Source organism: Denitrificimonas caeni DSM 24390, assembly GCF_000421765.1.
Classification (GTDB): Bacteria; Pseudomonadota; Gammaproteobacteria; order Pseudomonadales; family Pseudomonadaceae; genus Denitrificimonas; species Denitrificimonas caeni.
Window position 1 is genome coordinate 38,833 of sequence record NZ_ATXQ01000005.1, and the last position, 13,932, is coordinate 52,764.

General features: G+C 47.1%; 14 protein-coding genes and 1 tRNA gene. 1 reads left to right on the forward strand and 14 read right to left on the reverse strand.

What is annotated here, in order from left to right; translation table 11 throughout:
- Positions 1-5: 5 nt before the first annotated feature.
- The 3 genes from H591_RS0108700 to tusA all read right to left on the reverse strand — a co-directional run bounded on the left by H591_RS0108700 (position 6) and on the right by tusA (position 2,168).
- Positions 6-977, reverse strand: a complete 972-nt coding sequence (locus tag H591_RS0108700) for a metallophosphoesterase (protein WP_022966565.1) — start codon at positions 975-977, stop codon at positions 6-8.
- Entirely contained in the window at positions 977-1,867 is an 891-nt protein-coding gene (locus H591_RS0108705) for an NAD(+) kinase (protein ID WP_022966566.1), read from the reverse strand. The genes H591_RS0108700 and H591_RS0108705 overlap by 1 nt, the downstream gene beginning before the upstream one ends.
- A gap of 64 nt (positions 1,868-1,931) precedes the next feature.
- Complete coding sequence (gene tusA, locus H591_RS0108710) at positions 1,932-2,168, reverse strand: sulfurtransferase TusA (RefSeq protein WP_022966567.1); 237 nt, start codon at positions 2,166-2,168, stop codon at positions 1,932-1,934.
- Between the two features lie 189 nt (positions 2,169-2,357).
- Here tusA and H591_RS0108715 point away from each other — a divergent pair, with 189 nt between their 5' ends.
- Positions 2,358-3,047, forward strand: coding sequence for a crotonase/enoyl-CoA hydratase family protein (locus H591_RS0108715; RefSeq protein ID WP_022966568.1), 690 nt, complete (start codon positions 2,358-2,360; stop codon positions 3,045-3,047).
- Positions 3,048-3,086: 39 nt separating this feature from the next.
- Here the strand turns inward: H591_RS0108715 and H591_RS0108720 are convergent, their stop codons facing one another.
- From H591_RS0108720 to cheB, 11 genes are all read right to left on the reverse strand, one after another.
- On the reverse strand, positions 3,087-3,842 hold the full coding sequence (locus H591_RS0108720) for a spermidine synthase (RefSeq protein WP_028244299.1): 756 nt from the start codon (positions 3,840-3,842) through the stop codon (positions 3,087-3,089).
- Between the two features lie 197 nt (positions 3,843-4,039).
- On the reverse strand, positions 4,040-4,606 hold the full coding sequence (gene efp, locus H591_RS0108725) for an elongation factor P (RefSeq protein ID WP_022966570.1): 567 nt from the start codon (positions 4,604-4,606) through the stop codon (positions 4,040-4,042).
- 44 nt (positions 4,607-4,650) lie between these two features.
- On the reverse strand, positions 4,651-5,784 hold the full coding sequence (gene earP / locus H591_RS0108730) for an elongation factor P maturation arginine rhamnosyltransferase EarP (RefSeq protein WP_022966571.1): 1,134 nt from the start codon (positions 5,782-5,784) through the stop codon (positions 4,651-4,653).
- A 115-nt stretch (positions 5,785-5,899) separates the two neighbouring features.
- A tRNA-Ser gene (locus H591_RS0108735) sits at positions 5,900-5,989 on the reverse strand.
- Positions 5,990-6,079: 90 nt separating this feature from the next.
- On the reverse strand, positions 6,080-6,496 hold the full coding sequence (locus H591_RS0108740; protein ID WP_156853178.1) for a hypothetical protein: 417 nt from the start codon (positions 6,494-6,496) through the stop codon (positions 6,080-6,082).
- 8 nt (positions 6,497-6,504) lie between these two features.
- Positions 6,505-7,029 (reverse strand): chemotaxis protein CheW, encoded by a 525-nt coding sequence (locus H591_RS0108745; protein WP_022966573.1) that lies wholly within the window; start codon positions 7,027-7,029, stop codon positions 6,505-6,507.
- Entirely contained in the window at positions 7,022-8,713 is a 1,692-nt protein-coding gene (locus H591_RS0108750; RefSeq protein WP_028244300.1) for a diguanylate cyclase, read from the reverse strand. The genes H591_RS0108745 and H591_RS0108750 overlap by 8 nt, the downstream gene beginning before the upstream one ends.
- Before the next feature lie 20 nt (positions 8,714-8,733).
- The gene (locus tag H591_RS0108755) at positions 8,734-9,108 is read right to left on the reverse strand and encodes a response regulator (protein WP_022966575.1); all 375 of its coding nucleotides are present in this window, start codon (positions 9,106-9,108) and stop codon (positions 8,734-8,736) included.
- Between the two features lie 22 nt (positions 9,109-9,130).
- A complete protein-coding gene (locus H591_RS0108760) occupies positions 9,131-11,281 on the reverse strand; it encodes a hybrid sensor histidine kinase/response regulator (protein ID WP_022966576.1) in 2,151 nt (716 codons plus the stop codon).
- A gap of 2 nt (positions 11,282-11,283) precedes the next feature.
- Complete coding sequence (locus H591_RS0108765; RefSeq protein WP_022966577.1) at positions 11,284-12,822, reverse strand: CheR family methyltransferase; 1,539 nt, start codon at positions 12,820-12,822, stop codon at positions 11,284-11,286.
- Positions 12,819-13,913, reverse strand: coding sequence for a chemotaxis-specific protein-glutamate methyltransferase CheB (gene cheB / locus H591_RS0108770; protein WP_022966578.1), 1,095 nt, complete (start codon positions 13,911-13,913; stop codon positions 12,819-12,821). Before cheB ends, H591_RS0108765 begins: the two co-directional genes overlap by 4 nt.
- Between the last annotated feature and the right edge of the window lie 19 nt (positions 13,914-13,932).

Sequence of the window (13,932 nt, forward strand, 5' to 3'; positions counted from 1 at the left end):
TATTTCTATCCTTTATCTTGGGCATCGACCCAAACAAAACTTTCCGGCAACAAGTGTTGTTCTTGATCTAAACGGTAGGCCACCAACTTGCCGCCATTCACTGCACTGTAATCCAAGCAGGCTAAGTTGGGACGAATCAAACTGGGTTGGCCTTGCCGCCAGTAGTGCCCGACAAACAACAAAGGCTGCTGGGCATCATAGCCTGTGACATGCTGTAAATACTCAGTGGGCAATGGTTCTTGCGCCAAATCACCGGGCAACGCATCAGGCTGGAAGACCACGTCACCGTAAGTCAGAGCAGACTCATCATCATGCCAAAACTTAGTACGAAAAGATGATCGGGTAAAACCATCGTAACTGGTTTGCGACATGCCATGCGGCAAGGGTAAATTCACCCCGCGCAATAACCGATTAAAGGCTTGATCAGCAAAGCTACCCTTGATCGCCGACTGCTGCACAAAAGCTTGGTTAACACGGCCATCAGCAAAGCGCGTGCGCAACATGTTGATTAAGCGGTCATCCCAGCAGGCATGCACAGCGCGAAAGCGTTGCGCATCGATAAACAGCGGCAAGGTTAAAAACCACTTATTGAAGTCTTCCCAGTCATAGGGGTGCTCTTCAAATTGCTCTAGGGTTTCTCGGTGCAAGCGCATGTGGTGCTTACTGTGCGCGCGCACATACTCATCCGTGCTTTGCTCCGACGCTGGAGTATTCCAAGCTAACGCATAATATTCATGATTGCCCATAATGCAGTAAGCATGCCCTGCATCGACCATCGCATGAACAATATGCAAGGTCTCGCGGATCTGCGGGCCACGATCAATTAAGTCACCCAGAAACAGCGCTTGGCTATACGCGTGCTGCCAAACGCCTGAGCGCTTTTTGTAGCCTAAGGTCTCGAGTAAACGCTCAAGGGTTTGCGCACAGCCATGTATGTCACCGATCAGGTCATAACTGCGTGCAGGATCAATCCACATTACTTATGGTCCTGTCCTAAACGGCTGCCCCAACCGAGCTTGTCACGGCAGACAGCGTAAAAATTATGGTCGAGCGGATGAATTAAGCGTAATTTTTGCGGCTTACGTTGAATATGCAAAGTATCGCCAGGCGCACAGGTGACATGACTTTGACCATCACAGGACACTAACGGATAGATATTCATATTCTCTGAGACCACCACCTTCAACTCACTGTCGGCATCGACCACAATCGGGCGACTGGATAAGGTATGCGGGTACATCGGCACGATTACTATGGCATCCAAACGTGGGTGCATAATTGGTCCGCCCGCCGATAGCGCATAGGCTGTGGAGCCCGTTGGTGTGGCGATAATCAAGCCGTCAGCTTTAAGGCTATAAACAAACTGGCCATCAATGAACAACTCAAACTCAATCATCCGTGTTGATTTACCTGGGTGCAGCACCACATCATTGAGCGCATCACCTTGGCCAATCGGTACACCATCACGGCGCACTTCCGTCTCTAATAAAAAACGCTGCTCAACGGTATAGTTGCCGGCCAACACTTCAGAGATCTGTGCTTCCAATTGCTCAGGCAAAATATCAGTTAAAAAGCCTAGGCTGCCGCGGTTAATTCCCAACACCGGGACGTTGTGCTGCGCCAGCGCACGCGCTGCGCCAAGCATCGAGCCGTCGCCACCAACGACAATCACTAAATCACAGACTTCGCCCAGCAGCTTACGCGAACTGGTTTGCAAGTTATGTCCTGGCAACATTTCGGCAATTGTTTCTTCAAGAATGACATGCAAATGCCGGCCCATTAGGTAACGTTTCAAGCGTCGAATGGTGTCGAGCACTCGCGCACTACCCATCCGCCCAATAATGCCAATATTGCGAAACTGCTCCATAGATCCCCGCTTAACAGCCCTGCGTCTGCGTGTAGTAAGTATTTTTTAAAGCGCAGCAAAGCGCTTACTGCTTTTTACGTATCCAATACATATAGGTACCGTCCTGCTCATTACTCTCGAGCAGTTGATGCTCTAAGAACAGACAAAACTTGGGAATATCGCGCTGGGTCGATGGATCAGTGGCAATCACTTTAAGCACATCACCGGCCGCTAATTCGCGCACTTTACTATGCAGCATCATGACCGGCTCTGGGCAAAAAAGACCACTGGCATCCAACTCTGCATCGGCTTGTATGAGCATCTCTGCCACCTTCAATTCACCTTTTACTTAACATTTCTATAGTGGTTGCTGAACATCAGTATCATTACACAGCTGCGCTGTGATTAACCCTACAACAATAACTAGACTTATCGGTCAGTCTTTATGCTTTACCTATTATTCAGAGCTCGGTAGTGTGCGCCTTACAAACAACACGTTGGATTCTATGCCATGAGCGAACTGATTCACTACAACTGCAACGAAGGTATTGCTACCTTAACCCTAAATAACGGCAAAGTTAACGCCATTTCACCTGACATGATTGCAGCCTTTAACAGCTGTTTAGATCAAGCCGAGCAAGATCGCGCCATTGTCATCATCACCGGTCAGCCAGGTATTTTATCCGGTGGCTATGACTTAAAAGTAATGACTTCAAGCCCAGAAAACGCGATCAACTTAGTTGCTAGCGGCTCGACACTGGCACGTCGTATGTTAGCACACCCCTATCCCATCATTGTCGCTTGCTCAGGCCATGCAATTGCCAAAGGTGCATTTTTACTGTTGTCAGCCGATTACCGTATTGGCGTGGAAGGCCCATTTAATATTGGTCTTAATGAAGTGCTGATTGGCATGACCATGCACCATGCAGGTATTGAGTTGGCGAAAGACCGCTTGACCAAACCTGCTTTTCAGCGTTCGGTGATCAATGGGGAATTATTTAACCCTGTGGCTGCGATTGATGCAGGCTTCTTAGACCGCGTCGTGCCTGCTGATGAGCTGATGCAGACTGCGCTAGGTGTGGCGACCATGATGAAGAAAATCAATATGACCGCGCACCGCAACACCAAGCTGAAAGTGCGCAAGCAGCTGCTGGAAACATTGGATGCAGCCGTTGAACTGGATAAAACCCACATGCTTTAAGGGTTGCTCTCCCGCATGTTACAAAGCATGCGGGAGACACTACTCGCTGGCTGGTCGCATATTTTCAATCAAATAGCTGATGTCATAACCAAGGATTTGCGCCACCCGTGCCGCTTGGCTGTGCAGTAACTCAATCGATGGATACTGCTCAAAACTGTAAGGCACCAATAAGATTACATTGCCTTCTTTGACTGGAATCTCCCAATAGTGACGATAGAATAAACCGCGAAATAACGCTGCGCCCAGCGGTCGCCCATCTAAAGTGGCCCACTGATTGATAATCAACCAACCGCCTGGGTTGAGTTTATCCTGACACTTCTCCAAGAATTTCCAGCCTAAGTGCCCTGCCGAAGGTCCGGTATCGGTGTACATGTCCAAATAAATTAAATCTGCAGTTTCTGCACTATCAATCAGTTCTAAGGCATCGCCAATACGAATGGTTAAACGCGGATCATCCGTCATGCCAAGATGATCCATGGCAATGCGTGGCAGTGGTGCGCGTAATTCCAATACTTCGACATCTTCTAGCGGCAAAGTGGCTAAACACACCTCGGTTAGACTGCCCGCTCCCAATCCTAAGAACAGCGCAGTCTCAGGGTGCTCATGGCATAAACTGGCCAGCAACATGGCACGGGTGTAGTCATATTTGAGCCACAGCGGATTTTCCATCAGCACGCAGCTTTGCTCGACCTGGTTACCAAACTCTAAGTAGCGAAAGCGATCCTCTTCCACAACACGAATCACGCCGTACTCATCACTTTCTTCAATGATGAGTTGCCTTGAAGGTGTATCCATTAACACTGCAGAGTCCTTACGCGCCCGTAGCGCTTGATACAGGCTGTAAATGAGCCCAGCCATCAGTAAGCCAACACCACACCAAACCAGCATCATAGCGTAAGCTCCAGATAACCATTGACCCACCACAGTCTGCGAACCGCAAACAAAAAGCCCAGCAGAGGCTGGGCTTAATAAGCAAAGATCACTCGAGGTGATTAGGCTTTAACGCGTGACTTGTATTCACCTGTGCGCGTATCAATTTCAATTGAATCGCCAATTTCACAGAATGAAGACACTTGTAGCTCGTGGCCCGTGCTCAAACGCGCGGTTTTCATCACTTTACCAGAAGTGTCACCGCGCACAGATGGCTCGGTGTAGATGATTTCGCGCTCAATGCTGTTTGGCAGCTCAATTGAAATCACTTTGTCATCGTAAAATACTGCAGCGCACTCGTCAGTCATGCCGTCTTCAATAAATGGCAGAACCGCTTCAAGATCAGACTTCTCAACTTCATACTGGTTGAATTCTGCATCCATGAACACATACAAAGGATCAGCAAAATAGGAATAGGTTACGTCTTTGCGATCAAGAATGATTGGCTCAAACTTATCGTCGGCACGAAATACAGTTTCAGTCGCCATGCCGTTAAGCAAGTTTTTCAATTTCATCTTCACAACCGCAGCGTTGCGGCCAGACTTGTTGAATTCGGCTTTCTGAATCACCCAAGGTGAACCATCAATATTAGCGACTTGGCCGGCGCGAAACTCTTGTGCAGTTTTCATGCTGAAAATCCATTAGAAATGTTGATAAAAATTTTAGGAACGCATCATAGCCAATCTTGATAGAAACACGCTAGCTTTGTTACAAGATCTGGCAATTTTCTTTGCTGCGCACTCCACTGTATAGCATGCTTTTGTAGGCTTTCTTCATGTTTTATCAGCTGCGGCCAAGCGCGGCCTATATCACCTGCCGTATTCCATGCCAGCCACGCATCTTCTAAAACAGCTTTAACATCCGAACTCAAGCCTTTGTTATATATAGATAAGAACGCTGCAAGCTTATCTAAATGCACGTCCTCTTGCTGTGGATAAATCTGCCAAACAAAGGGTTTAGCAGCCCACTGCGCACGCACAAAAGAATCTTCACCACGGACACAATTAAAATCACAACTCCACAGCAATCGATCAAAATCTTCTTGTTGGATATAAGGCAAAACCTGCACTTTTAAGTTGCCACGCTGATAAAGCTGCTTGCCATGCAGTTCAGGTAACTCGAAATACTGCGCTAACAGCGCAAGCGCAGGTCCCTGCAAGACCAACAGATGATTGATCTTGCTATCACTACTTAACGCCTCAAACCAACCTAGCAGACTCGGATTAGCATAAGAAAACAAACTGATTAAGCGCTCATCCGCTTTCACCTGCACATCCAGCGTGGCTAAGAACTGCGCACGCTGCTCTGTGCTTTGCAAAGCATCGCGCTGATCTAATAATTTAGCCTCACGCAGCAATCCACCGGTTTGCTCAGTAAAACCGGGGAAAAAGAAGTATTTTTGTAAACCGCCAGCTTGTAACGAAGGTAAAGCATGGCACTCAGCCGCCCACGGCTCTGCGGTTAAGTATTCTAAGTTCAGCCACAGCACCTTCTGTTTGCTGCACATCAAGTCGATATAGCTTTCCGGCAGCTGACAGGCAAAGGCCTCAATCACCACATCGGCACTGACTAAATCTGTAGCAGCAAACTCATCGTACCAACGCGCAATCTGCACACCTTCAATCGTCTGCCAGTCCGCTTGCATCGCAACAGCCGGACAAATACGCTGAAACGCCTGCAGATCATCGACCCATAAGCGCACGGCAAAATTGTGCTCTTGGCTAAATTGCCGCGCCAGACGCCAAGTCACTCCGATATCACCGAAATTATCAATCACTCGGCAAAAAATATCCCAAGTTGCGCGCATCGAGCCAGCCTATTAGTGTGATTATTTAATTGTGCTAATGCACTTTTTAAGCTTTAGATTAACAAACAGCAGATGAAAAAAAACCCTTGATTACTCAAGGGTTTTTAAGGCTGTATGGCGGTGAAGGTGGGATTCGAACCCACGATAAGATTTCTCCTATACACGCTTTCCAGGCGAGCTCCTTCAGCCACTCGGACACTTCACCGCAAACTCACTAACAGGCAATCATTGTAGCGAGGCGCGCTAATATAGCCGAACAGCTTAGCGATGGCAAATATTCATTTTTATCAGCGCTTTACAGTGTTTTTTTGCACTCGGTAGACTTGCGCTCAAGCATTTGCTGTAAAACAGCCGCATCCAGCAAAGCAATCAGCTCGTTCTGAAACAACGCCAGCGCATGCAAAGCTGGCATCTCGCGCAACGCCGCCAGTATTGCTGGTAGCGGATAAACACACTGCACTGGCAGCTCTATTAGTTCCGCAGCTGCGCTCAACCCTAGTCGCCAGGCTTGTCCTGCATTACCCTGCAATTCGAGCCATTGCACCGCAGCTGATTCGGCGCTTGCTAAGGGCGCAGTAAACAGTTCGGAAAAATTACCCAGTACCTCAGTAGCTAAGCGATCAAACTGTCCTTGCTTTTTTACCGCGCTTGCCTCAATTGCATAACACTGGCCCTGATGACGAAATAGCACCACAGGCAAATAAGTTATCACTCTGCTGCTCATGCCTGACCTGTTTGCCAAGCATTAAAAAGCGCATCAACGTCTAAAACAGCTACGGCCAGCCCATTAAACTGCAATAAGCCACTCACATAAGGCTTGAGGTAATCAGGTAGTGCTTCTGGCGGTGGCTGCACTTGGTTTTGCGCGACATCCAGCACGTCCAGTAGTCGATCGACACGCAAGCCACTATGCATGTGTTTGCTGCGTGCCAATAAGATAGAGGTCAAATGCAAAGAGCTTTTTTCCACCGTGTTTGGCAGTTGCATTAGTGCATGCAATTGAATGACTGACTCAATATTGCCGCGGACATTGATCACGCCCTCAACCGAGGCAGGCATACCTGGTACAAAAAAAACAGTTTCAGTGCCAGGTAATACTTCTTTGACTGACTCACCAGCAAGAGCAAAATGCTGCTCGCCCAAGCTAAAAATCACCAGTTTAATAACAGGCTCATCCACATCAACAATGTCTTGATGCGAGTTCTGACGCTGACGTAAAACTTGCTCTAATTGACTATCACTCATCGCACATTTTACTCACTACGACTTGGTTACGCCCCTGCGATTTAGCTTGATACAGCGCAGTATCAGCAGCCATGCGTAAATCCTCAGCACGATTGCAACCAGGGTACATGCTAATACCTGCACTAAAAGTACAGGAAAACTGCTTCTGGCCGACATTAAAAATAATTTCCGAAAAGTCTTCGCGCAACTCATTGACCAGTTTCTCAGCAGTGTCGCTACTGATGTCTTTGAGCAATAAAGCAAACTCTTCGCCGCCATAACGACCAATTACATCGGTATTTCTTAAGCGATGTTTAAGCAAGCGAGATAAAGCCACAATCACTTGGTCGCCAGCCATATGCCCATGAGTATCATTAACACTTTTAAAAGCATCAAGATCGAGCATCACCATGACTAGTTTTTCTTGATGCCGTACGGCATGCGCTAGCGAGGAAACCAGTATTTCGGTGGTCGTCGTGTGATTATATAAGCCAGTAAGACTGTCGCGCGCCATTAAACCTCGTAAGGTACGCATACGCTCAGCACGCAAAGCTACTGCAGACACCAACTCTGCAGGAACCACAGGCTTAGTAATAAAACCATCAACACCAGCCTCCATCGCACTAAATTGCTTTTGTGCATTGGTCTCTGTGGAAAGAAAAACAATCGGCAAACCAACATACTCAGGAATTTGCCGGACAATCGCTGCCAACTCAGCACCATTACAGACTGGCATATACATATCCACTAACATTAAGTCTGGGCTGAACACTTCAAGGGCTTCAAATATTTTTTCCGGATGATGAATCTGATGCACCAACATACCCGCTTCTTCTAAAATCAAGCTGTGGTATTCAGCAACTTCTGGCTCATCATCAACGATTAAAATGCGCAACGGTTCTTGCAGCTTATCGCCGACCAACTCATCTAGCGCCGAGGCCAAATCCATGGGGTTCGCAGGCTTAACGAAATAGGCAGCACAACCTGCGCGTACAGCGCTAAGACGCGCTTCAAACACCTTGCGCCCCGATAAAACAATAGCCGGCAATTTATGCCCTGTGACATCCTTGATACTGACCAACTCATCTGTACCAGCAGTACGCCCGTGAGGAAAAAAAACATCCATAATCACTGCATCTGGACGCTTAGTCAGCACGGCCTCACGAAATGAGGATGTATCGGTAAAGTGCTCAACGTTATAGCCTAAAAAACGTAATTGATGTACCAAGTAATGCACTTGCTCTGGTTCATCATCACAAATATAAATAAGTGGGCCTTGCCCCTGAAATATCTCTGTATCAGATTGCCCAATCTCAAAATAAGGGGAGCTTTGCGTATGATCTTGAGCATTGTCAGACGCGATTAAAATGTGCATTTGTGCTTGCAGCTGACTCAAAAACTCGCTAAGAATGCCTAATAAGTCGGAAGGCATAGCCTGTACTGATAGATCAATAATACCTTGCATGTAATGTTCTGCATGCTCAGCAACATCTGCTAAAGCAGTGAAACCAAAAGATTTTCCAGTGCCATTTAAACTATGAAAAGCCCTGTGCAACTCCTGTAAGGCTGTAACATTTATTGGCGACTCCGAACTCAAAATAGCCATCTGCTGCTGGGCTTGCTCAAGACGTACAGGCAACTGATTAACAAAATTAATTCTTAAGCGTGCAATCTTATTTTGTAGCGTCGGTTTGTTCAGGTTCATAAAGGTTTGGCTCTGGTTTATTAGCATGTTATCGCGTCGCGTGCAGCCATGACTGCATCAATAGCGGCAGGTAAGCTTTCATCCATACTAAAATCTTTCATGATACAAGCATCTAAGTTAGGTTCTTTAGCTCGCAGCGCTGCAGGATCGTCACCACTGAGCAAAATAAAAGGCAAGTTAAGCCCTTGCTCACGTAGCTCACGAAATAACTCAATACCGCTCATTAGTGGCATGTTTAAATCACTAACAATCAACTCGATAGCAGATTGCTGACCCAGCAACTCGATTGCGTGCAGCGCATTTTCGGCCTGAAACACATGATGACCTTGATCTTCTAACACTGCTGTAATCATTTCCCCAGCAAGCTGATCGTCATCCACTACTAGAATTCGCATGTCATCCCTCTCCCTTGGTTCTTTAGTCGAGCAGTACTTTAAGGGTGTCAACCAAGCTATTCTGGTCAAAACTGCCTTTAACAATATAGGCATCAGCACCGACCTCAATACCACGGCGGCGGTCACTTTCCTTTTCTCTCGATGTAATGATAATTATTGGGCACTCTTGGTAGCGCTCATGTTCGCGTAAGCGCGCAGTCAAGGTAAAGCCATCCATTATGGGCATCTCAACATCGGTTAACACCGCATCAAACTGTTCCGCTAAAGCTTTATCCAGGCCTTCTTGGCCATGCTCGGCAAGCGTGACATGATAGCCCCAAGCTTCCAGCACATCACGCTCAATTTCACGGGTATTGAGCGAGTCATCCACAACTAAAATGCGTTTTTTCGGCTTTTCTTGATCAGTTTGAGCACGACGATTTGCTGGCTGCCGAGCTTTACGAGCGATATCCAAAACATAAGGTACATGGATCAAGCTTACCAACTCATTATGACCAATGGTCACCATCCCCGATATAAGAGGATTGGAACGCAAGTGCTCAGGTAGCTGTTTAATCACCAAATCGCGCTCATCCAGCAACTCATCGACAATTAAAGCCAGCTTTTCGTTGTGCACACGAATAACCAATAATAAAAGATCACTGCGCGTGCGACTCAGAGACCTTTTCGGTGCGCTTGCTTGCGGCAGCTTCAATAAATCAACCAACTGAATCACAGGCACAAATTCATTACGAATAATCACCGCATTGCGATCAGCTACACTGATTAACGCACTTGGAGCGACACTGATTAACTCTGTGACATATTGTGCGGTAAAACCTAGCACCTGCTCTCCAGCCCGAATAAGCAAAACGCGCATCATCGCTAACGACAACGGTAGCCGTAAAGTAAAACAGGTGCCCTTATCAATGCGCGTGTGCAGACTGATCACGCCTTGCAAATCATCGACAATCGAACGTTTCACCACATCCATGCCAACACCGCGCCCAGAAAACTCAGTAATTATGTTACTGGTTGAAAAGCCGGGTTCAAAAATCAAATCAGAGACTTGCTGCTCACTCATTTCAGCTAATTGTTCGCTGCTGACCAAACCTTTTTTCAAGGCTTTATCGCGAATTGTTGCTAAAGATAAACCCTGACCATCGTCACGCACTTCGAGTACAACCCATCCACCATCCTGACGCGCACTGATTTGCAAAAGCCCCTGCACTGGCTTGCCTTTTTGCTGTCGAATATCAGGAGTTTCAATGCCGTGATCTAAAGCATTACGCAACAGATGGATAATTGGATCAGCCAGCTGATCAATCATTTGTCGATCCAGCTCGATCTCACTACCATAAATACGACACTCAACTTGTTTACCGAGTGAGCGTGCCATATCCCGTACCAAGCGTGCCGCAGGATCAAGAACAATAGCTAAAGGCAACATGCGCATTTGTAAGGTTTTATCATGCAGTTCTTGCATCAAACTTTCTTGTGATAACACAATATCGCGCATATTGCGTGAAAACTGCTGCATAGCCACTGGCAAATGGCCTTGAAGCTGTTGTTGCAACTGCTGCTCAAGTTGTAGCGATGTGACAGCTAACTCACGCATGCCAGCATGGCTAGAGACCAACTCACCCATTAGTTTGATCAACTCATCCAGCTTATCCAGCTTAACCCGTACAGTATCACTGGCCGTTAAAGTGGGTTGCGCACTAGCGCTGCTTGAGCCCTGTGTTTTAAGCTCGCTTGATTTAAGTTCAGCAGACTCCACTGCTACAACGTTCAACACATCGCCTTCGGCTATAGCCGTCAACTGCTGGCAAAGCTGTGCATTAACAGAGCTCAATGCGTCAACCTGGCCGTGTTCAATCAACTGCTGAACTTGATCAGATAACGCGTCCACTCCTTGATAGAGCAAAGCAATAACTGGCGGATTAACCGTTACACGCTCTTCACGTAATGCACTCAGCAGATCTTCTAAACTGTGCGAGACCTGAGTGATCGGCTCAAGCTTAAGCATCCTTGAAGAGCCTTTCAGGGTATGCACAGAGCGGAATAGACTATTAATTTTTTCAGCGCTGACAGCGCCTTGCTCAATTTCAGCAAGACCACTGGCAAGTCGTCCTAAATGCTCTTTGGCTTCTTCAACAAAGCGGCCAATAAACTTTTTAATGTCCAGCGCCATAATCAGTATCCCGCCCTTGTCGTCTGCATACCGTTGCTCAGTTGCTCGATATGACGCTTACTCAGAAACACCACATCCCCGACCGGTAGCGGTAACGGAATCCAAAGCATGCAATCACTTGCAGAAGGATTGTCAGATAGAATACGCATGACCGTTTGATAGGCTTTCAATGCTGCCGAAGCCTGCCCTTGCTGTCGACAAATATCGGCTAAATAGTAATGCGCAGGCCAACACTCAGGGCAACTGTAAATGACTTTTTTAAACCACTGCTGCGCGCCCGATAAATCATTTTGCCATTTACAGCTGAGACCCTTAATCAGCATGCCATCAATCGACCAAGGCTCAGCACTTAAGGCTAGCTGCAGAAAATGTTCGGTTTCTTGGAACTGCTGGTTATTCAACAGAATCCAGCTTTTCAATAAGTAAGCTGAATAATGCTGATGACCACTAGCGATCAAATGATCCAACAAATGCAATGCGCGCTGTGGCTCACCAAAACGCATCAGCTGTTGAATCCTCGCTAAATCCGGCACTCGCGCCTGCTCTACAGGAGGCTGGGCGACACTTTGCTTGTCAGTGAGTGACCTATTAAATCGCGACGGCTCGATCGACTGCGCAGGCAAAAGACGCTCTTTGCGCACAAGTTCATGACTGCGCGCAACTGGATCAGCTTGTGTACGAACAGGTTGCGACCAGCTGAAAGCTTGGCTATTTACCGGCCGATAGACGTCACCTTTAATGAAAAAATATTGCCCTTCTTGTTCCGCAAGCTCAAAGACACCCAAATCATTGCCAAGAATTTCTGAGCTGCCTAAAAACAAAATCGACTGCGCATTCATCAGTTCATTAAAGGTGTGCTGAATGACACGTCGTGTATCCGTATCAAAGTAAATCGAAACGTTGCGAAAAAAAACAATGTCGTAATTTTTAATATGCTCTGGAAAATCTGTCGCAAGCAAGTTCAAAGGATGAAAATGCACTTGCTTACGCACTTCTTGCCTTAGGTGATAGCCATTGGTACTCGTTTGAAAATAACGTTCACGCCAATGCGGTTCAACGCCGCGAAAAGAAAACTCTGAATAAATACCTTGGCGCGCTTTTTCCAAAATGCGTAGATCCAGATCGCCTGCATCAATATGAAATAGCTGCTCGGTTCGTTCGCCATAAGTATTCTGCAATGCCATCACTAAGCTGTAAGGCTCTTCACCAGATGAGCAACCGGCACTGAGGATACGCACTGGACCAGCATCATTTTTATGTGCCAGCACTTGTGGTATTAAAACATCCACAAGCAGCTGTATTTGTTCAGGCTCACGAAAAAAGTAGGTTTCATTCACCGTCAGCTGACTAATCAATTGCTCGAACGCCTGCTTATCGCTGCGGATTAACCGTTTGTATTCTTGCAAGTTTTTACAGTTAGTCTGTGCCGCCCCACTCTCTAAAGCTTTATATAAACGATCTTCAGCAATGCCTTCAAGCACAAGGCCACAGTGCTCATGCACGAGCTTCTTAACAGCCAATAAAACCGCCTGCATGCTCATAACTCGCCTCGCTGCAAGGCTGAGCAATAGCCGGCAGGAGTTAAAACAAGAATACGCTGCATCTCAGCCGCGAGGCATTTCAGTGGTAACTCACGCTGAATCACTCCTGACTTAACTGCTTCAGCATTCATGCCATAAATAACTGAGCTGGCTTCATCTTGCGCTAAGGTAATCCCGCCCTGTGCATGAATTGCCGTCATCCCTCGCGTACCATCACGACCCATTCCTGTCATGATGATGGCTATCGCATTACGGCCAAAGACTGTTGCGACAGAGCTTAATAGTTCATCACAACTTGGGTGATAAATATCGCTGTCAGCACGTGTTTTTAACTTAACCCTGCGATCCGCACCAACCGTTAAATGCTGCTCAGAGGGCGATAGATAAACATTACCGGCGCGTAAGTATTCTCCATCCTCAGCAACCTTAACCGTCAGCCTGCATAAACCAGACAGCCATTGCGCCATGCCTTCAATAAAGCCATCACTGATATGCTGGGCAATTAGAATCGGTGCAGAAAAACCAGCATCAAACTGAGTTAATAAGTGCGCTAAAGCTTGTGGCCCGCCCGTTGAAGATGCCAACACAAACACGTGCTGATAACTTGTTTCCTGATCAGTTGCTGAGATGGCTGCAGCTGGCCTGAATACAGGCTCACTCATTGCCTCGCTCATTACCCGACGACGCAAACGGGTAATCACTGGTACGCCGGCCAACAAGCGCACCTGGTTTTGAAAGTGTTCGGCATCTGCTGCATCATAAGTAGGCTTAGCCATCACGTCCAAGGCACCGCAGCGCAGAGCCTCATAAGCCATTTGTGCATCAGACTCATTGCTTACCACTAAAATAGGCACAGCTTTTTCATGCATAATGTGCTCAATGGCTTCAATCCCGCTGATGCCGGGCATATTCAAGTCCATGGTCACCAAGTCAGGACGAAGTTGCTGCACCAACTCAATCGCCTCACGACCATTGCGCGCCTCGGCAACCACTTCGATATCTTGTTGATCTTCTAATAGCGTGCGTAAAATTTCGCGCGCGACATCACTGTCATCAACAATTAAAACCCTGATTTTTTTGGGTGTCACCATTGTTTGAACCACTCCTGCA

Bases quoted from the DNA above. Each gene is read 5' to 3' on its own strand.
- H591_RS0108700 (WP_022966565.1), bottom strand. From the start codon at position 977: ATGTGGATTGATCCTGCACGCAGTTATGACCTGATCGGTGACATACAT.
- H591_RS0108705 (WP_022966566.1), bottom strand. From the start codon at position 1,867: ATGGAGCAGTTTCGCAATATTGGCATTATTGGGCGGATGGGTAGTGCG.
- tusA (WP_022966567.1), bottom strand. From the start codon at position 2,168: ATGCTCATACAAGCCGATGCAGAGTTGGATGCCAGTGGTCTTTTTTGC.
- H591_RS0108715 (WP_022966568.1), top strand. From the start codon at position 2,358: ATGAGCGAACTGATTCACTACAACTGCAACGAAGGTATTGCTACCTTA.
- H591_RS0108720 (WP_028244299.1), bottom strand. From the start codon at position 3,842: ATGGATACACCTTCAAGGCAACTCATCATTGAAGAAAGTGATGAGTAC.
- efp (WP_022966570.1), bottom strand. From the start codon at position 4,606: ATGAAAACTGCACAAGAGTTTCGCGCCGGCCAAGTCGCTAATATTGAT.
- earP (WP_022966571.1), bottom strand. From the start codon at position 5,784: ATGCGCGCAACTTGGGATATTTTTTGCCGAGTGATTGATAATTTCGGT.
- H591_RS0108745 (WP_022966573.1), bottom strand. From the start codon at position 7,029: ATGAGTGATAGTCAATTAGAGCAAGTTTTACGTCAGCGTCAGAACTCG.
- H591_RS0108750 (WP_028244300.1), bottom strand. From the start codon at position 8,713: ATGAACCTGAACAAACCGACGCTACAAAATAAGATTGCACGCTTAAGA.
- H591_RS0108755 (WP_022966575.1), bottom strand. From the start codon at position 9,108: ATGCGAATTCTAGTAGTGGATGACGATCAGCTTGCTGGGGAAATGATT.
- H591_RS0108760 (WP_022966576.1), bottom strand. From the start codon at position 11,281: ATGGCGCTGGACATTAAAAAGTTTATTGGCCGCTTTGTTGAAGAAGCC.
- H591_RS0108765 (WP_022966577.1), bottom strand. From the start codon at position 12,822: ATGAGCATGCAGGCGGTTTTATTGGCTGTTAAGAAGCTCGTGCATGAG.
- cheB (WP_022966578.1), bottom strand. From the start codon at position 13,913: ATGGTGACACCCAAAAAAATCAGGGTTTTAATTGTTGATGACAGTGAT.